Origin of the sequence: Streptococcus mitis (genome assembly GCF_002096925.1) — a bacterium.
GTDB lineage: Bacteria > Bacillota > Bacilli > Lactobacillales > Streptococcaceae > Streptococcus > Streptococcus mitis_AF.
In genome coordinates this window covers 142,043-163,099 of record NZ_NCVN01000085.1, presented here as the reverse complement: position 1 = coordinate 163,099, position 21,057 = coordinate 142,043, and the positions used below count along the sequence as shown (strand labels likewise).

Below are 21,057 nucleotides of genomic sequence, written 5' to 3'. Positions count from 1 at the left end.
TCTGAAAAATGAGAAAGGATAAGGGATATGAAACAAGTTTTTCTCTCTACAACAACTGAATTTAAAGAGATCGATACGCTTGAACCGGGTACTTGGATCAATCTCGTCAATCCGACTCAAAATGAATCACTCGAAATCGCTAACGCCTTCGATATCGACATTGCCGACCTTCGAGCACCGCTCGATGCGGAAGAAATGTCTCGTATTACCATTGAAGACGAGTACACTCTGATTATCGTCGACGTGCCGGTCACAGAAGAAAGAAATAACCGCACCTACTACGTCACCATCCCACTTGGTATTATCATCACCGAGGAAACCATTATCACTACTTGTTTGGAACCATTACCAGTCCTCGATGTCTTTATCAACCGTCGATTGCGTAATTTCTATACTTTCATGCGTTCGCGTTTTATCTTCCAGATTCTTTATCGCAATGCAGAGCTTTACCTAACAGCCCTTCGTTCGATTGACCGCAAGAGTGAGCAAATCGAAAGTCAACTGCATCAATCAACTCGTAATGAAGAATTGATTGAGCTCATGGAATTGGAAAAAACCATCGTCTATTTCAAGGCCTCCCTCAAAACAAACGAGCGTGTGATTAAGAAATTGACCAGCTCAACCAGCAATATTAAGAAATACCTTGAGGACGAAGACCTGCTTGAAGATACCCTGATTGAAACCCAACAGGCCATCGAGATGGCAGACATTTATGGAAACGTCTTGCATTCTATGACAGAGACCTTCGCCTCTATCATTTCTAACAACCAGAACAACATCATGAAAACCTTGGCCCTTGTGACCATCGTCATGTCCATCCCAACCATGGTCTTTTCTGCCTACGGGATGAACTTTAAGGATAATGAAATCCCCCTAAACGGCGAACCGAATGCCTTCTGGTTAATCGTTTTTATCGCCTTTGCTATGAGTGTCTCGCTCACTCTCTATCTCATCCATAAAAAATGGTTCTAAGAGGAGTTCCTATGTCTCAGATTGATCTACAAAAATTAACTAAGAAAAACCAAGAGTTTATCCACATTGCTACCCAACAATTCATCAAAGATGGGAAAACAGACGCTGAAATCAAGGCAATCTTTGAGGAAGTCATTCCCAAAATCCTTAAAGAGCAAGCCAAGGGTACGACTGCTCGTTCCCTCTATGGCGCACCAACCCACTGGGCTCATAGTTTCACTGTCAAGGAACAATATGAAAAAGAGCATCCAAAGGAAAATGATGATCCAAAACTCATGATTATGGACTCAGCTCTTTTCATCACTAGCCTCTTTGCCCTCGTCAGCGCCCTCACAACTTTCTTTGCGGCAGATCAGGCTTTCGGCTATGGATTTATCACTCTCTTGTTAGTTGGACTTGTTGGTGGATTTGCCTTCTACTTGATGTACTACTTTGTTTACCAATACTATGGACCAGATATGGACCGCAGTCAACGTCCACCTTTCTGGAAATCTGTACTAGTTATCCTAGCATCTATGTTCCTTTGGTTGCTTGTCTTCTTTGCAACAAGCTTCCTACCAGCTAGCCTTAACCCAGTCCTTGCTCCAGTGCCACTGGCTATTATCGGAGCAGCCCTCCTAGCCCTTCGCTTCTATCTCAAGAAACGCTTGAATATTCGTAGCGCAAGTGCAGGACCAACACGCTATTAAGAAGAATGATAAAAGCAGCTGCAGGTGCGGTTGCTTTTCACTTACTTTTTTGATTTTAAAGTATTCTTCTGATATCCCACATAGCGTTCTCTCATCTTTTATGATAAAATAGGCTCAATCTATTTCTAGGAGGATGAGATATGATTTCTACTATTGGTATTGTTAGTTTATCTAGTGGCATTATCGGAGAGGACTTTGTCAAACACGAAGTGGACTTGGGTGTCCGACGTCTCAAGGACTTGGGACTCAATCCTATCTTTTTGCCCCATTCGCAAAAAGGATTAGACTTTATCAAAGACCATCCTGAAGCTCGTGCAGAGGATTTGATTCATGCCTTTTCTGATGATAGCATCGACATGATCCTATGCGCCATCGGTGGAGACGATACCTATCGCTTACTACCTTATCTTTTTGAAAATGACCAACTACAAAAGGTTATCAAACAAAAAATTTTTCTTGGCTTCTCGGATACAACCATGAACCATCTCATGTTGCATAAACTAGGAATCAAGACTTTTTATGGTCAATCCTTCTTAGCAGACATTTGTGAATTAGACAAAGAAATGTTAGCCTATAGCCTTCACTACTTTAAAGAATTGATTGAGACTGGAAGAATCTCAGAAATCCGCCCTAGTGACGTTTGGTATGAGGAAAGGACTGACTTCAGTCCCAAGGCTCTGGGGACACCTCGTGTCAGTCATGCAAATACCGGTTTTGAATTATTGCAAGGAAATGCCCAGTTCGAGGGGAAAATCCTCGGTGGTTGCCTCGAATCCCTCTACGATATCTTTGACAACTCTCGATACACAGATAGCACGGAGCTATGCCAAAAATACAAACTTTTCCCTGACTTGTCAGACTGTGAAGGAAAAATCCTCTTACTAGAAACAAGCGAAGAAAAGCCTGAACCGAAAGACTTCAAAAAGATGTTGCAGACTTTAAAGAACACTGGTATATTCGAGGTCATCAGTGGACTCTTGGTCGGAAAACCTATGGATGAAACTTTCTATGACGACTATAAAGAGGTGCTATTGGATATCATTGACAGCAATATCCCGATTATCTATAATCTGAATGTCGGCCACGCAACTCCAAGAGCAATTGTACCCTTTGGGGTCCATGCTCATGTAGATGCACAGGAACAAGTCATTCGCTTTGACTATAACAAATAAAGCTGGGAAAAGTTTCTCAGCTTTTTTCTCTTGTATAACTACTAAAACGTCACATACTACTGATAACTAAAATGAGCAAGGAAAGGCTGTTGCCTAACATGTGAACAAGTAGGGGATAGTAGATATTCTCCTTTTCTTTCACATAAATAATAGAAAAGGCAAGGCCTCCACCTAAGTAACCAACTGCACCAATCCACTCTGATAGAGCCAAACTATGCATATGAGTTAGAGCAAAAACAAGTCCTACCAGAATAATGCTTAGTAAACCTGGCAACCGTTTCTGCAAGTAATGCAATAAGACCTGACGGAAAAAGAGTTCTTCCACCAAAGGTCCAATGACACAAGCAAAAACAGCAATCAGTAGTGGTTGTTCTTGAAAGGTACTTTGAATATTAGACTGATTTAGACCTTGTCCATCTAGTCCCACAAACTGCCTCAACATTCCTGATATAAATCCAAAGAAAACAGTCATCAGGATGAGAAAGAGCCATCCTGTTAAGACGCCAAAGAAGAATTTTCTTTTAGTCTTTCTAATCTCCTTCCATTGTTGGATCAATCTATCCTTGAACAAGAAGGAGCCATATAGAGCTAAAACTACATAAACTAGATAATTTGCAATGGAAGATGGCATTAAAGAAGTCAGCAATTTAACGCCATCAAACACAAAGAGGACTGTATAGAGAATCGCAAAAATCAGAATTCCCTTATATTTGTTAGACATCATTTAAGACCCTTCCATTCACAATCATTCTCATGGTCATCAACCAGACCTGCAGCTTGTAAAAATGACAATACGGCGACTGGGCCTGTGAACTTGAAGCCTCGTTTTTTGAGATCTTTGGCTAATTTTTCAGACAAAGGTGTTTTAGCTGGGGCTTGGCGATAATCGGAAACATCGTTAACGATCATTTTCCCCTCAACAAAAGACCAAAGATAGGCATCAAAAGAGCCGTACTCTGCCTGTAGTCGTAGAAAGGCTTGGGCGTTAGCACATGTAGCAAAAATCTTGGCTCGATTTCGGATAATAGCTGGATTATCTAGCAAGGCTTCCAATTCGGTGTCGGTCATATCTGCGACCGCTTGAATTTGATAGCCATGAAAAGCTTCTCGGAAAGCTTGGCGTTTGTTGAGTACCGTTTCCCAAGATAGGCCTGCCTGATAGGTTTCCATACACAACAACTCAAACAATGCTTGGTCATCATGGAGGGGTTGGCCCCACTCCTCATCATGATAGGCGATATAGAGCGGATTGGTCATCTTGACCCACGAACAACGTTTTGTCATGCTCTGCTCCTATTTGACCAACATTTTAAGGGCCGACTTGATATAGTTCTCTGCTGTATCTGTCGTTCCTTCAAAGAATTTCTTGATTTTCTTGAGCTCTGTTGCCTTGTAGCCCAGAGCCAACATGGCCTCCATAGCTTCTTCCAATTCTTGGTTTTCAGCGCTAGCTTGCACTGCCACCTTGGCAGGAAGGTCATCTCCTGCAACTACTACCTTGCCTTCCAAGTCTAGCACCATCTGCTGGGCTGTTTTCTTACCAATTTTAGGAAACTTGGTCAAATAAGTGATATTCTTGGTTTCGATGGCTTGAACCAAGCCAGCATTGTCATCGGCAGCGATAATAGCAAGAGCTGATACAGGACCAATCCCAGAAACCGAAATCAGACTGAGAAAGAGCTTTTTCTCGTCTTCTGAGCGAAATCCATAAAGCAGATGAGCGTCCTCACGCACGACTTGATGCACATAAATCTGAGCCTCCTGATTAACCTGACCTGAATAGGCATAAGGATTGGCCACATGCAGTATATAACCAATACCATTGGTTTCAAGAACAATGTATTTAGCAGTAATTTTGGTAATGATTCCTTTTAAATATTCGTACATAGTTTTCCTTTTAGTTTAATATTTCCCCAACTCACGGAGACTGGTGTGATTTTCCTGAATGCGTCGGAACATCTTTTCCATATCTGACTTGGTAAAATGCACCAAAACAGGGCGTCCGTGGGGACAGTTATAGGGATTGTCACATTGAGAAAGCTGATAGAGGAGTTGTCTAGCCGAATGGTCATCGATACGATGATTGGCCTTGATAGATCGCTTGCAGGACATCATAATGGCCAACTCTGCTCGGTATTTCTTGATAGAAACTTTCTTGGTCAAAAGGAGCATGTCGCACATCTCATAGATGCCTGATTCAATCTCTTCTTCTGCCATCCAAATAGGATGTTCACGTAAGATGAATTGATTTTCCCCGTACTCTGCTAGAAAGACACCCACTTCCTCCAAAAGTGCCATTCGTTCCTTGAGACGCAGAGCATCATCCGCTGGAAATTCAAAGATGTAGGGCACTAGGAGTTGCTGCTGGCTCTGGTCAACATTGCCAATGCTTTCACGGTACTCCTCGTACTTGACCCGTTCCTGCGCCGCATGTTGGTCTATGATGTAGAGCCCATCTCGCCCTTGGGCAAAGAGATAGGTTCCATGCATTTGCCCGAAAAATTCCAACTCTGGAAAGCTTGAAGATTCTTCTCGCTCCAGCTTATCATAGGCTTTATCCAGACTGGCTAAATCTAGCTCTGGATGGTCTAGTTGGTCATAAATAGCAGGCTTTCTCTCTGCAAAATGCAGTTTGCTAGGCTTAGTCAGCTGCTCCAAGGTTTCCTTGGCAAATAGGGTTAAATCCTGTCCTTCCTCAGTCAATTCCACCTGATAATCAGCTACTTCAGCTTGACTAGGTCTTGTCGGATCTGTTTTCTCATAGTAGAGCGTATTTTCTTTGAGTGGAAGAATAGTTTGTTCCACCTTCTCACGATTTCGCACAGTCGATTTGGCAAGATTTTCCAAGGCATCTGGTATCAAGGTTTGTTCCTTGAGACTGTTGGAAATAGCTTCTGAAACCAAGGCCATCAATTCTTTTTCCTTGGAAATCCGCACCTCTTGCTTAGTCGGATGCACATTGACATCCGCTAGATAAGGATCGATATGGATGTGAATGACAGCCAGTGGAAAACGCCCCACCATAAGCTTGCTGCCATAACCATCTAAAATAGCACGATTGAGTAGGAAATTCTTGATATAACGACCATTGATGAAGAGGCTGATATAGTTGCGATTAGCCCGAGTCAACTCAGGCAAGGATACAAAACCTGAAATTTCGAAATCAAGGTCAGAGTTCTCAATTTCAATCATCTTCTTGGCACTGGCTAAACCGTAAATCCCTGCGATAGCATGGCGCAATTGACCTGTTCCCGCTGTTCGTGTCATTTCCTTACCATCACTAATCAAACTAAAAGAAATCTCAGGATGGGCCAAGCCCAGACGGTTGACAATATCAATGATATGAGACAGCTCCGCTTGCTGGCTCTTCATATACTTAAGGCGGGCAGGCGTATTGAAAAAGAGGTCCTCCACACAAACCTTGGTTCCCACTGGACTGGTAGCTGGGATGATTTCTTCTACTTCTCCCCCACGTGCGACGAGCTTGGTCCCGTGACTTGCGCCATCCACCGCAGTCAACAGAGTTAAGACACTAACAGACGCTATAGAAGGAAGGGCTTCACCACGAAAACCAAGCGTCCGAATCCGAAAGAGGTCTGCTTGATTTTTTATCTTACTGGTCGCATGACGACGCAGGGCTAACTCCACCTCATCGTGGGCAATTCCATGACCATTATCTGTGATTTGAATCTTCTTGAGACCTGATTCCTCAATCTCAATGATAATCTGACTAGAGCCAGCATCAATGGCATTTTCTACCAGCTCCTTAACAACGCTAGCTGGACGCTCGATAACCTCTCCAGCTGCAATCTGGTTTGCCAGCACCTCTGGCAATTCAATAATATGAGACATCTTTCAGCCCCTTTCCGTATCTATTTTCCTAGAAATTGATTAGTGCTATTATACCATATTTCAGATAGGACAGAAAAGCAAGCACCACATAGGATACAAATCCCTCCACATAGACAAAGTCCCTTGCCAGGTGTCGTAAAATAGTGTTTAATAAAAGTGTACAAGAAGTGATCACAATTTTGTATGAAAAACAAGGAGAGAAATTTATGAAAGTAGAACTACAGATTAGTGAGACTTACGAAGAGGAAAGACTGATTGTCCAAGCACCTCAAGAAACCGAAAAAGTCCAAAAAGTCATCGAGTTCGCAGAAAATCTGGACCGAACAGAAACAATCAAAGGGAAAATCGATAATCAGGTCTATCTCGTTGAGATTGGCAAGATTCAGCGCTTCTATATCGAGAATCGGAAGGTTCTAGCAGAAACAGCAAGTCAGACCTACACCATTGACTTACGACTCTATCAGGTCCTTGAAGTCTTGCCAACCAATTTTATCCAAATTTCCCAATCAGAAATCATCAATATCAACTCCATCTCTCATCTCAAGCTCACGCCCAACGGTCTGGTAGAAATTTTCTTGAAAAACGAAAGCTTCACCTACTCTTCACGCCGTTATCTAAAAACCATCAAGGAGAAATTAGAACTATGAAAAAACAAATCTTCCACGACGCAGCTACTGGTGTCCTCATCGGCCTCATCCTCTCTATCATCTTTTCATTCATCTACGCCCCAAACACCTACGCCCCACTGAGTCCCGAGTCTCTGATTGGACAAGTGATGGTGCAACATCAGGTTCACGGTGCCCTGGTCTTGCTCTACTGTACACTTATTTGGGCAGCTATCGGTATGCTCTTCAACTTTGGAAAGCGATTATTCAGCCGTGACTGGAGCTTGCTCCGTGCGACTCTGACCCATTTCTTCCTCATGCTGGCTGGCTTTGTCCCACTAGCAACCCTAGCAGGTTGGTTCCCCTTCCACTGGTTCTTCTATCTCCAGCTCATTATCGAGTTTGTGATTGTCTACCTCATCATTTGGGCTATTCTTTATAAAAGAGAAGCTAAAAAAGTGGACCATATCAATCAACTCTTGAAGCATAAAAAGTAAGAGTGCTGATAAAACCACTTGGAATAATAAAAAAGTCAAGCCTAAGCTTAACTTTCCAAGTCATACAAATCTGCGATAATAGCTGCGACACGTTTGATATCTCCAAGCATGCCTCGCATTTCAAAATCGGCCAATACAGGGAAACCAAAGCGTTGACTGTATTGCTTGGCTGTCAGACAGTATTGGTTATTAAAGTTACGATTTCCTGAACCAACCACACCAAAACACTTACTAGCATTGTCTCCATAGGCGATAAAATCCCCAACGGGTGTCGTCAATATCTCAACATCTCCGTTATCCACGCCATTCCCACCTTCAAGGTAGGTCGGCAAAAAAGCAACATAGGGATAGTCCATTTCATAGAAATCTTGGCCTTCTTTGACCAAATCCTTGATATGAATCTTTTGGACCTCAATTCCCTCGTACTGGGACAAGAGATAGTCTTTCAAGCGCGTCACAAAACTCTCAGTGTTGCCACTCAGACTAATATAAACTAAAGAAATTGTCTTCATATGTACCTCCATGATTTTATCTATAATCGAAAAATAACTACCAAGATTGTAACTTGATAGTTATTTTTTGTCAATACTTAGGCAAGTTCTTCTGTTTCCTCTTCTTCCGCCAAGGCTTTTTGCTGACGCCACATCTTGTAAAAGACAAGGGCTAGGAAAAGAACATTGAGTACGATCCCAAAAATAGCAGAACCTTTGGCACCAAGCTCCGCTCCCATACGGATGTTAGGGTCTGTAAAAAGTGAAACCGCATCCTGAACGCCGATAAAGTTGTAGATAGAACCAACGATGGCAACGAAGACATAAGCAAGATAAGTGTAGTTAGCCAATTGGATGTTTTTACGAACAAGGAAAACCAAAGCCACAACAACCAGAATAACAGATAAGACAACCAAGAGAATGCTGAAGATAGAATGTCCATGCTCCGACACCTTAATGGTGTAAGCAACGAGCTCCTTAGCATAAGTAGCATTAACACCTGATGCTGATGTTTCTAGATTATTCATACCCTCCGCAGTAGGTACTGGAGATATGATTCCAAATAGTGACATTGCTGAGAGTAAGGCTGAAAAAATCAGTAATACCCATAGATAGATTGGTTTCTTTTTCATGATAGAACCTCCTGATATTATTATTTATATTATAGCACCTTTTGTAAAGGAATACAAATATTATAGTGTCGTTTCTACCTGTTTTCGGTAGGCTTTTGGCGATTTTCCGCACAATTTTCGGAACACTTTATAGAAATATCCAACATTACTGTAACCAACAGCATAACAAATATCTTCGATGCTGTCACTAGTTGAAAGCAAGAGTTGCTGGGCAGCCTTAATGCGTTGTTTGTTTAAAAGCTCTGCGAAGGTCGAATTGGTTTAAACAATACAGTAAAACGATTTAAAATTAACAAATCTATAAAAATTTAGTTTGACAAGCAAACAATAACACTTTCTCCTCATTTACAATCCCACCAAACCGTGGTACAATGAGAATTGTGAAAAAATTATCAGGAGACAATTCATGAAGAAATCTATCTTAACTACACTGCTTTTTGCAGTTCTTTACTTCCTCTGCATGGGGATTGGTGTCCTTTTGGGCAATTTCTTTGACCAAGCTGGAAACATGTTTTATGCGCCTGCCTTTACTGCCCTTGTCGGCGGTAGCGTCTATATGATCCTAGTCGCAAAAGTTCCGCGCTTTGGAGCCATTACCACTATCGGCCTTGTCATGGCCCTCTTTTTCTTGGGATCTAAACACGGTGCTGGTGCCTTCCTTCCTGGAATTATCTGTGGCCTCCTAGCAGATGGAATAGCTCATTTAGGAAAATACAAGGACCAAACAAAGAATTTCCTTTCTTTCGTTATTTTTGCCTTTAGCTCAACTGGCCCAATCTTACTTATGTGGATTACTCCCAAAGCCTATATGGCTACCCTTCTGGCAAGAGGAAAATCGCAAGAATATATCGACCGTATCATGGTCGCGCCAAATCCTGGAACTGTCCTTTTATTTATCGCAAGTATTGTCATCGGAGCCCTAGTGGGTGCCTTGATTGGACAAGCCTTAAGTAAAAAATTTGCACAGAAAATCTGATTACTAAAAAGAGCCACACGGCTCTTTTTATTTATGACTCAATTTTTTGGTCAAGAAGTCTCCCAAGAATTGGATTGTAAAGATAATCAAAATGATAATGATGGTTGCCAAGATAGTCACATCGTGATTATAGCGGTTAAATCCATAAGCGATGGCTACGTTACCGATACCACCAGCTCCAACCGCACCGGCCATGGCTGTTTCACCAACAAGTGAAATCAAGGTCACAGTCGTCACACGAATCAAATCTGGAAGACCTTCTGATAGATAAACACCTACGATATCCCAGAATGTCGCCCCGCTCGCTTGAGCCGCCTCAATGACACCACCATCCAATTCAGCCAAGACAACCTGCACCTGACGGGCAAAGAAGGCAAAGACCGCAAAAGATAGGGGTACAATAGCCGCATTTGGCCCGATACTTGTCCCTACGATTAGGTGTGAGAAGGGTGACAAGACTGCCAAGAGAATGATAAATGGCACTGCACGGAAAATAGAGGTAATCTTATCCAAAATCCAAAAAACGACCTTATTTTCCAAAACACCGCCTGGCGCTGTCAAGACAAGGAAAAGACCTGCCACTAGTCCCAAGAAACCTCCGATGATGAAGGAAAGAACTGTCATATAGAGGGTTAGGTAGATGGCTGTTCCCCAGCCTGCTTGACCAGCCCAGCCCATTTTATAAACATTTGGTAAATAGGTTTGAATCAATGATTCCATCTTACTGTCCTCCCTTCAATACTTTTAGTTGTACGCCTGCTTGACGAATGGCTTCTTGGGCACCTGCCAACGCTGCTTTTTCACCTGACAAGACCACAACCAATTCTCCGACAGGAGTACCATCGAGAATTTCGATATTCCCATAGAGGATATTAGCCGTCACTTGATAATGCTTGTACAATTCATTCAAAAGTGGCTCGTCTGTTGAAGCACCCGCATACTTGAGCTGCACCAAAAGACTGTTTTCAGACAGATGTTGCACGATTTCTTGCTTCTCGATTTTGACCATGGCTTCGTCAATACCTGTGGCTGTTGATATAAAGTCTTGAGTCAAGGGTTGTTTAGGATCTGAGAAGATTTCAAGAACACTACCCTCCTCAATCAAATGCCCATCCTGCATAACTGCCACACGATTGGCAATATCTTTGACAATCTGCATTTCATGCGTAATCAAGACAACAGTCAAGCCTAATTTTTGGTTCAAATCTTGCAACAAGGCCAAAATCTGCTTGGTTGTCTTAGGGTCAAGGGCAGAAGTTGACTCATCTGAAATCAAGATTTTTGGATCATTTGCCAAGGCACGCGCAATGGCCACACGCTGTTTTTGCCCTCCAGATAATTGTGAAGGGTAGTTTTCAGCACGGTCTGCCAAGCCAACCAAGTCCAACAACTTGGCTACTTTAGCCTTCTTCTCTTCCTTGCTGAGTCCAGAATGTTTAAGAGCGAAGGCTACATTCTCCTCTGCCGTCTTCTGACTCATCAGGTTAAAATGCTGGAAAATCATCCCGATATCTTGACGTTTACGACGCAACTGCTCTGCCGTCAAAGTCACCTTACCATCAAAAATCACATCGTCGTCAATGGTGATTTTCCCTGCAGATGGTTTTTGCAAGAGGTTAATCACCCGTACAAGGGTTGATTTCCCTGCTCCAGAATATCCAACGATTCCGTAGATATCCCCTTCTTGGATGTGAATGGTCACATCCTTGACCGCTGTGATGGTTCTCTTCTTTTGATGAAAAGTCACATCGATCTGATCTAACTTGATAATATCTCTACTCATAGCTTCTAATCAGCTCCTCTACTAATTCAATATGGGTGTAATAATCGGCGATTCGCACATTTTCATCTCCACCGTGGTCTCGACTATTGGCGTTTCCTAAACCGAAGGCCACCATTGGTACCTCTAGGGCATCAAAGACCGTATGCATAGGCCCTGTCCCCGCTGTAGTCGGCAAGACTGAAACGCCCTGTGGATAGAATTTCTTGGCCAACTCGATTACATTGAGAATGGCTAGCGCGCTCATATCACTTCGATAGCTCATCTCTCCCAAGGTATAGTATAATTCTACCTTATCAAAGCCATTTTTGTCTAGCTGTTTCCGAATTTTTTCCAGAACATCATGCGGTTCTAGGCCAGGAACCAAACGAACTTCTAACTTGGCACTGGCTTCTGCTGGCAAAATCGTTTTAACCCCTTGCCCTTGGTAGCCTGACTGAATTCCTTCGATATTAAGGGCTGGCTCGAAAAAGAACCGTTTTAGGAAGGCTGCGCGGTCCTCTTGTAAGAGAGGCAATTCCAATCCATAAATCTGGCTGATTTCCCCTGGATTACGTTGAGCGTAAGTATCCACCAAGTCCAATTCCCGTTCGTTTGGCTCTTGTACTTCTTCGTACAAGCCTTCAACCAAGATACGGCCATCTGCAGCGCGAAGAGACTGTAAGGCTTGAAGGAGATACCAAGGAGCTGATTCCACAACCCCACCATAACTAGAGTGGATATCCACATCGGCACTTTTTACCTTGGCATCAAAGGTCACAATCCCCTTGTTTCCACCAGAAATTTCTAGCTGTTCCAAGGCATTTTTGGTCCCTTGTTCCCAGACCAACAAATCTGCTCCACGGAGTTTATCCGCATGTTTTTCCAGATACTTATCTAGATCTGTCGAGGCAGATTCCTCCGCTCCCTCCATGATAAAACTGATATTGACAGGCAGGTCATCATGGTGCTGCATGTATTTTCTCAAAGCACTCAAACGAGCCGTGATATGGCCCTTATCGTCGTCAACTCCACGCCCATACATGTAGCCATTGCGGACCGAAAGCGTAAAGGGATCCTCTGTCCAGACCTGATCTCCATCCGCTGGCACCGTGTCATAGTGGTTATAGAAAATCAAGGTCTTGGCATCTGGACGTGAACTCTTGAAATGCGCCATAACAAAGGGCGCCGTATAAGTCTCATCAATCTCCACTTCAGCCCCAACACGTTTGAAAATCTCACCCAGATAGTTTGCGACTTCCTTAAGTCCAACCTGCTGGGCAAAGACTGATTTCTTAGAAATCAAGGTACGCAAAACCTCAAAATAATGCTGGGCCACATGATCCTTTTCAAATTTTTCAATCTGTTCTTGTTCGCTAGGAAAAACCATATTCTCTCTACCTTTCTATGAACTACTCTTCCTGACAATCTATTCTCTATACAAAAGCAAGAGGTGGAATTCTCTCTCCCACCTCCCTGTTTCTTATTACCAAACTGGTTGATCCAAACCGTCTGATGTTTCTTCGATAACTTTTTTCACGTCATCTGTGTGGTAAGCTGCGATCACTTTCTTGATAGCATCAGCCTTAGGTGATGTTTCCCAATCTTTTTTCGCAACGATGATGTTGTACCATTGTTTTGAATTTTCATCAGCTTGTTCTTTGAAAAGTGCTTTCTTGTAGTCCAATTTTGCTTCTGTAACGAAGGTATTGTTTACAACGGCAGCGTCAACTGATGACAATGAACGAGCTGTTTGGCTAGCGTCCAATTCAGTGATTTTCAAGTTCTTTGGATTTTCTTTGATGTTGGCAACTGTTGCAAGAGCAGTTCCTGAAACATCCAATTTAATCAAGCCAGCTGATTGAAGCAAGTAAAGCGCACGGCTTTCGTTTGTAGCATCGTTCGGTACAGCGATTTCTCCGTTTGCTGGGATATCTTCGACTTTAGTGTACTTATTGTCACTTCCATTCAAACCTGAGTAAAGACGGATTGGAGAAATGTAAGTATCCGCAATCGCTACAAGGTCTTTCCCGTTTTCTTTGTTCCAGTTGTTCAAGAAGTTGTAGTGTTGGAAAGCGTTCAAATCTACTTCGCCATCAGCAGTTGCCTTGTTTGGTTGTGAGTAGTCTGTGAACTCTGTAAATTCCAAGGTAATGCCGTCTTTTTTAACCAATTCTTGGATTTTGTCCCAACGTTTTTCTTCAGAACCGCTACGGTTAACAGTTGCGATTTTGATAGTTGTTGCATTGTCTGCTTTCTTTTCTGAGTTTCCGCAAGCGGCAAGAGTCAAACCTGCGACTGTAGCAAGGGCTGCTACACCAAGCCATTTTTTGATTTTCATGATTCTTTCTCCTTAAAAATAATACCGTACTAGTATCTCACAATTTGTTTGATTTCACAAATTGTTATTAGATAGTCAGATATATAGTTTAAAACTATATCCCTAAAAACTGAGAAATCACCCACCTTACTAAGAATGGATGATTTCAAAAAATTATTTAATATCAGCTTCTGCTGGTAGATAAGTGTCGCCGAAGAATTGTTTAGACAGTTTTTCAAGAGTTCCGTCTTTGTAGAGTTCTTGGATGCGTTTGTCCACAAATGTCTTCAACTCATCTTGACCTTTGGCAAGAAGTGGGTAAACGTAAGGTTGTTGGTCACTTGGAAGTTCAATGACTTTCAAGTTATCCAACCCTTGGTTCTTGATAACTGTTTCAACACCGATTTTATCAAAAATTTTATAGTCAAATTGTCCATCACTCAAACGTACCATGATTTGTTGGAAGTCTGCCTTAGTATAGTTAAGGATAGTTGGGTTGTCCGAGTGTTCAGCGTTGTATGCTTCTAACTGCTTAGCTGATGTGGTGGCTTGAACGACTTCCGTCGATTTTCCACCGATATCAGCGAGAGACTTGATACTAGAGTCGTCTTTCTTCACGACAAGGACATTAGGGTTTTGGGCAATTGGTGCGGCATAGAGGTATTTCTCCGCACGTTCTTTAGTGTAGCTCAGATTGTTGACAGCCATATTGTAACGGTCAGCGTCAAGACCTGCAAAGACACCTGACCATTCTGTCTTTTCAAACTTGACATCATATTTGTCAGAATCTTTAAAGATAGCGCGAACGACTTCAATCTCGTAACCAGTCAATTCGCCATTTTCTTCATAGATAAATGGTTTTGGCGAGCCATTGGTTGCAACGATAATTTCTTTCTTGCCAGCTGCTTCTCCCTCTTTCTTAGCACCACCTGAGCAAGCAGCTAGCACACCTGCAGCGACAAGTCCTAGAGCAGCAAGAGATGAGTATTTAACGATTTTTTTCATGTCATTTCCTCCAAAATAGAATACCTTATAATCTTAACAGAAAAAGAGCATTTACGCCATTATATGATATCTATCTCTGTGATAGGTTTTCTTTATGGCTGATTTAAAAGACCAAACGCAAGACGGCAATCAAGACCACTCCAAAGAGAACTGTTCCGACTAGATTACGGTAGCGAAAGGCTACCCAAGCGGTTGGAAAGACTGCCAAGAAGTCTAGCCATTTGATTTGAGGAAGACTGCCAACCTTGCCTGTCACTACACTTGAAAGAATCAAGGCAAAGATAATAGAAACGGGCAAGAACTTCAAAAAACGTTCAACAATCGCAGGCAAGCCCTTATACTTAACCAAGATGAAGGGAATCATACGGGGAATCCAAGTCACAAGACCAGAGAAAATAACTGCTAATAAAAGATACTTACTGACCATCTAAAACCACCCCCATTGTACAACCAAGTAGCGTCGCAAACAGAACAGCTAGTGACTGAGACACCACTGTCAAGAGTAAAAAGAAGGACACCGCAACAACTGCTAGGATAATGAGCAGATTGCGGACAGGAATCCGTCTTTGCATAATCTGGAATTGCGAAGCAAAAATCCCGATGAACATCCCAACCAAAGCAAAGTCTAGCCCAAAGATTTCTGGGTTTGGCAGCAGGCCACCCAGAGCTGTTCCGACAACTGTCCCCACAAACCAAGCCACATAGCTATTGAGATTGTTTCCGTGCATCCACATAGGATTGACCTTGTCTGTATGGGCCAATTCGCCCATCAAAACACCATAAGTCTCATCAGTCAAAAGGCTAGACATACCGATATTTTGCCAGAGACTGGTATGACGGAAATAGGTTGATGCGTGCAAGCTCAACAAAAAGAGACGCAAATTAATCAAAAAGACCGTCATAGCAATAGCTGCCACAGGCGCTTGAACCGCAATCAGGGCCAACATGGCAAACTGGGCGCTCCCAGCATAAACAAAGAGGCTCATCAAGCCCATCTCAACAGGTGTCACATAGGACGCACCAATAATCCCACAGGCCAGGCCGATACTGACATAACCAAGGGCTGTTGGCATAGCTGCCTGCGCCCCCTCCCAAAATCCTTTTTCTTTCATCTTTCTCCTCGTATTGTCTTAATGAATGGGCTGAATCAGTTCCAGCCACAGCATGGACTATTATAACACATTCAGGAAAGAGAAAAAAGTTTAGAATCTGAAACTTGGAGCTAGAAAAAATGCTGAAATTCCATGAGTGTTATTAATGCATCCTAAACTGATCCACCCGAATAGTATACTTTTTATCTTCAATTTCTTTAGCATCTTCATCTTCTGTTGGATAAACATCGACCCAGAATTCTCTCCTTTGTCCTTTCAACTTGACTTTATAGCGATAACCGTCATCGTATAGTCCTACCGTCTCGGTAGTTACAGATTGAAAATTCGGAAGAGCTTCAATTTCTTTTTTTATAGTCTGGGATAGATTGTTGAGCACGACATATTGCTCCTCTTTTGAAGCTACAGGAATATGAACTGTCGCTTTTTCCAAGCGATGTGATTTTGAAAATGTGAATCTTGCTCGACCTGTATAACCATTCAAAGCAATATTTTCGTAATCATAGAAAAGGCGTCCCGTTTTATAGAAATAGGGGTCTTCTCCACGCCAGCTATCTCGATAGCCCATCTCGGTTTCTTCCACCACTTCGCTAGCCTCTCCAAACAATTCTCCAAATACTTTGAGGGGCATATTGAATGAAAGGGGTTCAAACAAGACCAGTCGTGTTTTTTTAAAATTCTGGCAAGCTGTTAAAAGTAGAAAAAGAGCTCCTAGAGCAAGCAGACTGTTTATTATTTTGTTTCTCATATACCTACTATACTAAAAAAGTCTCGGACTAACAATCATTGGATTTCCCGATTACATTTAGAGATTAGTTCTTTGAATTTTGAGGAAACAAAGGATTGAGCAAAAATTAGTAACAGACAGTCAAAATAAAAAAGACTGGAGAGCCAGTCCCATTTATAATACTTAGTTAGTCAGCTCTTTTGTTTTTATGATTAGCAAAAGAATCTAAAACAACAAGGGGAGAATCTGACCAATGCCATTGTAGACTATATGCAACCCAATAGGCCAATAAATTGACTTTGTTACTCTAAATAAGACTGCAAATATAAGGCCGCCACCCATATAGTAGACAAAGTCTGTCAAGACCCAACCATGACTACTAATGTGCAAGATTCCAAATAATATAGCTGATCCGAGTACATCCAGTCCCCATTTCTTCCCTTTTTCCAGAGCAGTCATCACTAATCCACGATAAATCATCTCTTCAAAAATGGGGCCTGCAATCACAGGATAAAAAAAATACATCAAAAATGCCGTAGCTCCTGTAAAAGTAGGAGCAGCATGTTGATAAGAAATTTCATTTCGAGTAGGTGGAAAAATAAAAAATGTAACAAAATTCCAAATAACAAAAGCAAGAAGAGCTAGAAAAGAATAGAAAAGATAGGACCCTTTAAACTTTCTACTATTGATTTGTTGCCATCTCCCTGACTTAGTCATAGCAAAAAAAGCAAGAAGAACTACAAGAAAATTCAACATCATATCCGACAAATAGTAGGCAAAGTCAGATAGACCAGTAACAAGGTTGCTGCGTAAAACTAGACCACTGAACTTCTGGTCAGCAATAACTAGTAGAAAAGCTATAAACAAGTAGTAGCGTGAGATTATCTTTTTCATTCTATTTTCTCCTATACTATGAAATAAAGATAGTATAACACGGAAATCACCACATTTTAGTAAATCGCATATTTGATATTTTTTCTTATAGAAATTTCAGATTTGCGATTGTTTACTACTCAATAAGCTCTTTGTATTGCTGAAAACGCAATTCGAAGAGGGCTATCAATTGTGGATTTTCTAATACTTGCAGAGATTGGATAAAGTGTTCAATCTCTTTTTGATTGTTTCCTTTGGTTTGAAGGAAAATACTCATTTTCTTTAAAAATTGCCACAATACTTTTTCAAAAACATCGTACGGACGCAACATGCTCTCCAACTCAGTTTCAAAGATTGGGATGTATGAGAAAAGTTTTCGCTCCATGAGTTCTGATATAATATTCAGAAAGCCACTTTTCATATACAGTCTATTATGTACCAACTCTTTAAATTCCTTAGATTTCTCAAGTAAAGTGGTTGATAAAAATATCAAATCTTGATTGCTCAAGAAAGGCATGGTATTACAGAATATATAGAGTTCAAACCAGGTCCAAGACTCAATAGCGTAGAGGTAGGTAGTTAAAAACTCGCTATCCTCCTCTGCTAGCGGATAGCTTTTATCTAAGGAATGGATAGCATCTTTAATCACAATGGCATTCAAACGACGATAGGTCTCTGCCATCTGTTCTCGCTCGACTTCCTCCAACAGTTGCTCTAAGCCAGCTATATCTTGGTGGGCAAACCGATCCACAACCTTTCTACCAATTCGCATATGTGGAGATTCTTGATAATTGTTGAGCTTATGACCAAACTCATCAAAATTCATATTGATTCCTTGGATGGCTAAGATCAACTTGTCTGCAGATAGCATAGACTGTCCTAGTTCAAACTTAGACAACTGAGAGGCTGTTAGTCCAGCACAAGCCACATCTGACTGTTTTAGCTTTCTAGCCAAGCGCAATTCCTTGTAAAATTCTCCCAATTCCATTCTCTCAATCATCTTACCACCTCCTATTCTTTATATATTATATCATTATTTTTATCATTTTGTCAAAATATTCTGACACTTCAGTGAGTGAAAAAGCCAGCCTCAAGCTGACTCTTTATTCTATCGTATCAAAAGCGAGACTTGGTTTGGCATTGAGGTCCAAGTTTGCAAAGTTTTCTTTGTTCCACTCACTGACGCTGGCATAGGCAATCATTCCTGCATTGTCTCCGCAGAGGCGCAGAGGTGGAATGATGACATTGACATCTGTAATTTCAGTTGCTAGGCGTTCTCTGAGACCTTTATTGGCTGCCACACCACCTGCCACGACAAGAGTTTTAACAGGGTATTTCTCCAAAGCCTTCTTAGTTTTTGCCATGAGAATATCCAGTACAGCTGCTTGGAAGGAAGCACACAAGTCCTCTGTTGACAAGCTCTCTCCCTTTTGCTCGGCATTGTGGTGAAGATTAATAAAGGCAGATTTCAAACCTGAGAATGAAAACTCCAGATTATCTTCCTTAATCATGGCACGTGGGAAATCATAAATATCCTGCCCCTGATGAGCCAGCTCATCAATCTCGCGACCTGCTGGATAGGTCAAGCCCATGACGCGACCGACCTTATCATAGGCCTCACCAACCGCGTCATCTCGCGTTTCCCCAACAATCTTGTAGTCACCAGCCTCCGAAACATAAACCAACTCTGTGTGCCCACCGCTAACCAAGAGGGCTAGCAAGGGAAACTCCAAAGGCTCCACACTCTGAGCGGCCATGAGGTGGCCAGCCATGTGGTTAACGGGAATCAGCGGAAGCCCATGTGCCCAAGCAAAAGCCTTGGCAGCTGACAAACCAACTAGTAAGGCTCCGACCAAGCCCGGTCCATAGGTAACCGCCACAGCTGTTACGTCCTCTTCGGTAATTCCTGCTTCTGCTAGAGCCTCCTCGATACAGGCTGTAATGACCTCTACATGGTGGCGACTGGCTACTTCAGGCACTACGCCACCGAAGCGCTTATGACTCTCAATTTGACTAGCAATGACATTGGACAAGAGCTCATCATCATTTTTCAGTACGGCAACACTGGTCTCATCACAGGATGTCTCAAATGCTAAAATATATCTATCCTTCATCTATTTCTCTCTTCATGATGATGGCGTCCTCGACTGGATCATGGTAGTAGGTCTTTCGCTCAGCGATGATCACCATCTTTTCTTTCTTGTAAAATGCTTGCGCTCTTTGATTTGACTTTCTGACTTCGAGGAAAATCTCCTTGTCTGTCGGCAATTGAGCAAACAAGGCTGATGCAATCCCCTTACCCTGATAGGTTTGTTTGACAGAGATTTGCAGAACTTCTGCCTCAAAAAGATTCTCCTGCACAGCTAGAAAGCCAATCACTTCTGCCCCATCATAAGCCAGAGCATACCAAGTCTGGTCTTGGGACAGGTCTGCTTGGATTTGTTCCAGAGTCCAAGGACTGACTGGGTAAACAGTTACCATGACAGCGTAGATGGCTTGAGCCAAGTCAGGCTGTTGTTGGATTCGTTTGATTTCTATCATAGGCGTTTAATGTAAGACTCGCCAGACTCGGTGTGATTCTTGAGCCAGTTTTCCTCAGCCTCAACACGTTTGAGGTAGTTCGGCACAAAATCATGCAAGGAGTCTGCTTCCTTGTCCCAAGCCAAAAGAGCAAGATTAGCTGCATTTGGCAGGGTTTCTTTGTAATTAGTCCTTGGCAAGTGTTCTTGAATCTGCTCCACAAAGGGGGCAACTTCTCCGACAAAGGTAACCTGACTAGCCCCCTTGATTAACTCAATCACTCGCTCAAAGGGTAAGTGCGCTTCTGGCATGACAGACTTAGCATTTTCATAAAATCCTGCATAAACATTGTTGCGACGCGCATCCATCAAAGGAACGAACAAACCTTCTTGTTGGTAGGGCACCAAAGCCAAGAGGCTAGACATACCAACCAACTCAATGTTCAGAGTATGAGCAAGTGTCTTAGCAGTTGCTACCGCAATTCGCAAACCTGTGTAGCTACCTGGCCCTTCCGCCACCACGATTCGGTCCAAATCCTTGGGCGTCCAATCCAAACTTGCCATCAAAAAATCAATGGCTGGCATGAGGGTAATACTGTGATTCTTCTTAATATTAATAGTCGTCTCGGCAAGAACCTGCTTGTCCTCTAAAATAGCGAGAGAAAGAGCCTTGCTGGACGTATCAAAAGCTAATACTTTCATAACACATTCCTATCTTTTTGTCTGCTTACTATTATACTACAAAAGCTGGCACATGGGAATTTTCTTTGCCCCCAAACAAAAATGCCTATACTTAGCTAAAAAATAATTTAAAAAATGCTCACTTTTCCTTTTCTTTTCCGAATATAAAAGTGAACAA

At 42.2% G+C, this 21,057-nt stretch carries 25 protein-coding genes and 1 pseudogene; 6 read left to right on the top strand and 20 right to left on the bottom strand.

The window, feature by feature from the left end:
* Positions 1-27: 27 nt before the first annotated feature.
* The 3 genes from B7692_RS10395 (at position 28) to B7692_RS10385 (ending at position 2,833) form a co-directional block, all read left to right on the top strand.
* Positions 28-972: a magnesium transporter CorA family protein gene (locus B7692_RS10395; RefSeq protein WP_000815623.1), complete on the top strand. Its 945-nt coding sequence runs from the start codon at positions 28-30 to the stop codon at positions 970-972.
* Between the two features lie 11 nt (positions 973-983).
* Positions 984-1,661: a DUF1129 domain-containing protein gene (locus tag B7692_RS10390; protein ID WP_049510981.1), complete on the top strand. Its 678-nt coding sequence runs from the start codon at positions 984-986 to the stop codon at positions 1,659-1,661.
* 140 nt (positions 1,662-1,801) lie between these two features.
* Positions 1,802-2,833: a S66 family peptidase gene (locus B7692_RS10385; RefSeq protein ID WP_084930642.1), complete on the top strand. Its 1,032-nt coding sequence runs from the start codon at positions 1,802-1,804 to the stop codon at positions 2,831-2,833.
* Positions 2,834-2,882: 49 nt separating this feature from the next.
* Here B7692_RS10385 and B7692_RS10380 read toward each other — a convergent pair whose 3' ends face one another.
* From B7692_RS10380 to mutL, 4 genes are read right to left on the bottom strand one after another with little or no spacing between them, the layout of a single operon-like run.
* Positions 2,883-3,557 carry a CPBP family intramembrane glutamic endopeptidase gene (locus B7692_RS10380; RefSeq protein ID WP_084930641.1) on the bottom strand — a complete coding sequence of 225 codons (675 nt, stop codon included), beginning with the start codon at positions 3,555-3,557 and terminating at the stop codon, positions 2,883-2,885.
* Positions 3,554-4,117, bottom strand: coding sequence for a DNA-3-methyladenine glycosylase I (locus B7692_RS10375; RefSeq protein WP_084930640.1), 564 nt, complete (start codon positions 4,115-4,117; stop codon positions 3,554-3,556). Before B7692_RS10375 ends, B7692_RS10380 begins: the two co-directional genes overlap by 4 nt.
* Before the next feature lie 9 nt (positions 4,118-4,126).
* Positions 4,127-4,720 carry a Holliday junction branch migration protein RuvA gene (gene ruvA / locus B7692_RS10370; protein ID WP_000273417.1) on the bottom strand — a complete coding sequence of 198 codons (594 nt, stop codon included), beginning with the start codon at positions 4,718-4,720 and terminating at the stop codon, positions 4,127-4,129.
* Between the two features lie 15 nt (positions 4,721-4,735).
* Entirely contained in the window at positions 4,736-6,685 is a 1,950-nt protein-coding gene (gene mutL, locus B7692_RS10365) for a DNA mismatch repair endonuclease MutL (protein ID WP_084930639.1), read from the bottom strand.
* A 206-nt stretch (positions 6,686-6,891) separates the two neighbouring features.
* On the opposite strand from mutL, the gene B7692_RS10355 reads away from it, so the two are divergent.
* Both B7692_RS10355 and B7692_RS10350 read left to right on the top strand, forming a co-directional pair.
* Entirely contained in the window at positions 6,892-7,332 is a 441-nt protein-coding gene (locus tag B7692_RS10355) for a LytTR family DNA-binding domain-containing protein (protein ID WP_084930638.1), read from the top strand.
* Entirely contained in the window at positions 7,329-7,787 is a 459-nt protein-coding gene (locus B7692_RS10350) for a DUF3021 domain-containing protein (RefSeq protein WP_084930637.1), read from the top strand. Before B7692_RS10355 ends, B7692_RS10350 begins: the two co-directional genes overlap by 4 nt.
* Before the next feature lie 47 nt (positions 7,788-7,834).
* Here B7692_RS10350 and nrdI read toward each other — a convergent pair whose 3' ends face one another.
* The 3 genes and pseudogenes from nrdI to B7692_RS10335 all read right to left on the bottom strand — a co-directional run.
* Complete coding sequence (nrdI, locus tag B7692_RS10345) at positions 7,835-8,299, bottom strand: class Ib ribonucleoside-diphosphate reductase assembly flavoprotein NrdI (RefSeq protein ID WP_045612380.1); 465 nt, start codon at positions 8,297-8,299, stop codon at positions 7,835-7,837.
* Positions 8,300-8,376: 77 nt separating this feature from the next.
* Positions 8,377-8,910, bottom strand: a complete 534-nt coding sequence (locus B7692_RS10340; RefSeq protein WP_084930636.1) for an ABC transporter permease — start codon at positions 8,908-8,910, stop codon at positions 8,377-8,379.
* Between the two features lie 60 nt (positions 8,911-8,970).
* Positions 8,971-9,171: pseudogene (locus B7692_RS10335) on the bottom strand (helix-turn-helix domain-containing protein); the annotation flags it as partial.
* A gap of 145 nt (positions 9,172-9,316) precedes the next feature.
* Between B7692_RS10335 and B7692_RS10330 the strand changes: the two are divergent.
* Complete coding sequence (locus tag B7692_RS10330) at positions 9,317-9,886, top strand: MptD family putative ECF transporter S component (protein WP_084930635.1); 570 nt, start codon at positions 9,317-9,319, stop codon at positions 9,884-9,886.
* Between the two features lie 27 nt (positions 9,887-9,913).
* On the opposite strand, the gene B7692_RS10325 is transcribed toward B7692_RS10330, so the two are convergent.
* The 13 genes from B7692_RS10325 to tsaB form a co-directional block, all read right to left on the bottom strand.
* On the bottom strand, positions 9,914-10,606 hold the full coding sequence (locus tag B7692_RS10325) for a methionine ABC transporter permease (RefSeq protein ID WP_000444649.1): 693 nt from the start codon (positions 10,604-10,606) through the stop codon (positions 9,914-9,916).
* Between the two features lies 1 nt (position 10,607).
* Entirely contained in the window at positions 10,608-11,669 is a 1,062-nt protein-coding gene (locus B7692_RS10320; RefSeq protein ID WP_033680837.1) for a methionine ABC transporter ATP-binding protein, read from the bottom strand.
* Positions 11,662-13,035: a M20 family metallopeptidase gene (locus tag B7692_RS10315; RefSeq protein ID WP_084930634.1), complete on the bottom strand. Its 1,374-nt coding sequence runs from the start codon at positions 13,033-13,035 to the stop codon at positions 11,662-11,664. Before B7692_RS10315 ends, B7692_RS10320 begins: the two co-directional genes overlap by 8 nt.
* A gap of 96 nt (positions 13,036-13,131) precedes the next feature.
* On the bottom strand, positions 13,132-13,986 hold the full coding sequence (locus tag B7692_RS10310; protein ID WP_033680839.1) for a MetQ/NlpA family ABC transporter substrate-binding protein: 855 nt from the start codon (positions 13,984-13,986) through the stop codon (positions 13,132-13,134).
* Between the two features lie 153 nt (positions 13,987-14,139).
* Entirely contained in the window at positions 14,140-14,970 is an 831-nt protein-coding gene (locus B7692_RS10305; protein ID WP_084930633.1) for an amino acid ABC transporter substrate-binding protein, read from the bottom strand.
* Positions 14,971-15,073: 103 nt separating this feature from the next.
* On the bottom strand, positions 15,074-15,397 hold the full coding sequence (locus B7692_RS10300; protein ID WP_000253936.1) for an AzlD domain-containing protein: 324 nt from the start codon (positions 15,395-15,397) through the stop codon (positions 15,074-15,076).
* Complete coding sequence (locus B7692_RS10295; RefSeq protein ID WP_084930632.1) at positions 15,387-16,082, bottom strand: AzlC family ABC transporter permease; 696 nt, start codon at positions 16,080-16,082, stop codon at positions 15,387-15,389. Before B7692_RS10295 ends, B7692_RS10300 begins: the two co-directional genes overlap by 11 nt.
* 142 nt (positions 16,083-16,224) lie before the next feature.
* Positions 16,225-16,827 carry a hypothetical protein gene (locus B7692_RS10290; protein ID WP_084930631.1) on the bottom strand — a complete coding sequence of 201 codons (603 nt, stop codon included), beginning with the start codon at positions 16,825-16,827 and terminating at the stop codon, positions 16,225-16,227.
* Positions 16,828-17,031: 204 nt separating this feature from the next.
* A complete protein-coding gene (locus B7692_RS10285; protein WP_084930630.1) occupies positions 17,032-17,700 on the bottom strand; it encodes a CPBP family intramembrane glutamic endopeptidase in 669 nt (222 codons plus the stop codon).
* 115 nt (positions 17,701-17,815) lie between these two features.
* On the bottom strand, positions 17,816-18,679 hold the full coding sequence (locus B7692_RS10280) for an XRE/MutR family transcriptional regulator (protein WP_084930629.1): 864 nt from the start codon (positions 18,677-18,679) through the stop codon (positions 17,816-17,818).
* 103 nt (positions 18,680-18,782) lie between these two features.
* Complete coding sequence (gene tsaD / locus B7692_RS10275; RefSeq protein ID WP_084930628.1) at positions 18,783-19,793, bottom strand: tRNA (adenosine(37)-N6)-threonylcarbamoyltransferase complex transferase subunit TsaD; 1,011 nt, start codon at positions 19,791-19,793, stop codon at positions 18,783-18,785.
* Positions 19,783-20,220 carry a ribosomal protein S18-alanine N-acetyltransferase gene (gene rimI / locus B7692_RS10270; protein ID WP_084930627.1) on the bottom strand — a complete coding sequence of 146 codons (438 nt, stop codon included), beginning with the start codon at positions 20,218-20,220 and terminating at the stop codon, positions 19,783-19,785. The genes tsaD and rimI overlap by 11 nt, the downstream gene beginning before the upstream one ends.
* Positions 20,217-20,900, bottom strand: a complete 684-nt coding sequence (tsaB, locus tag B7692_RS10265) for a tRNA (adenosine(37)-N6)-threonylcarbamoyltransferase complex dimerization subunit type 1 TsaB (protein ID WP_000865703.1) — start codon at positions 20,898-20,900, stop codon at positions 20,217-20,219. Before tsaB ends, rimI begins: the two co-directional genes overlap by 4 nt.
* Between the last annotated feature and the right edge of the window lie 157 nt (positions 20,901-21,057).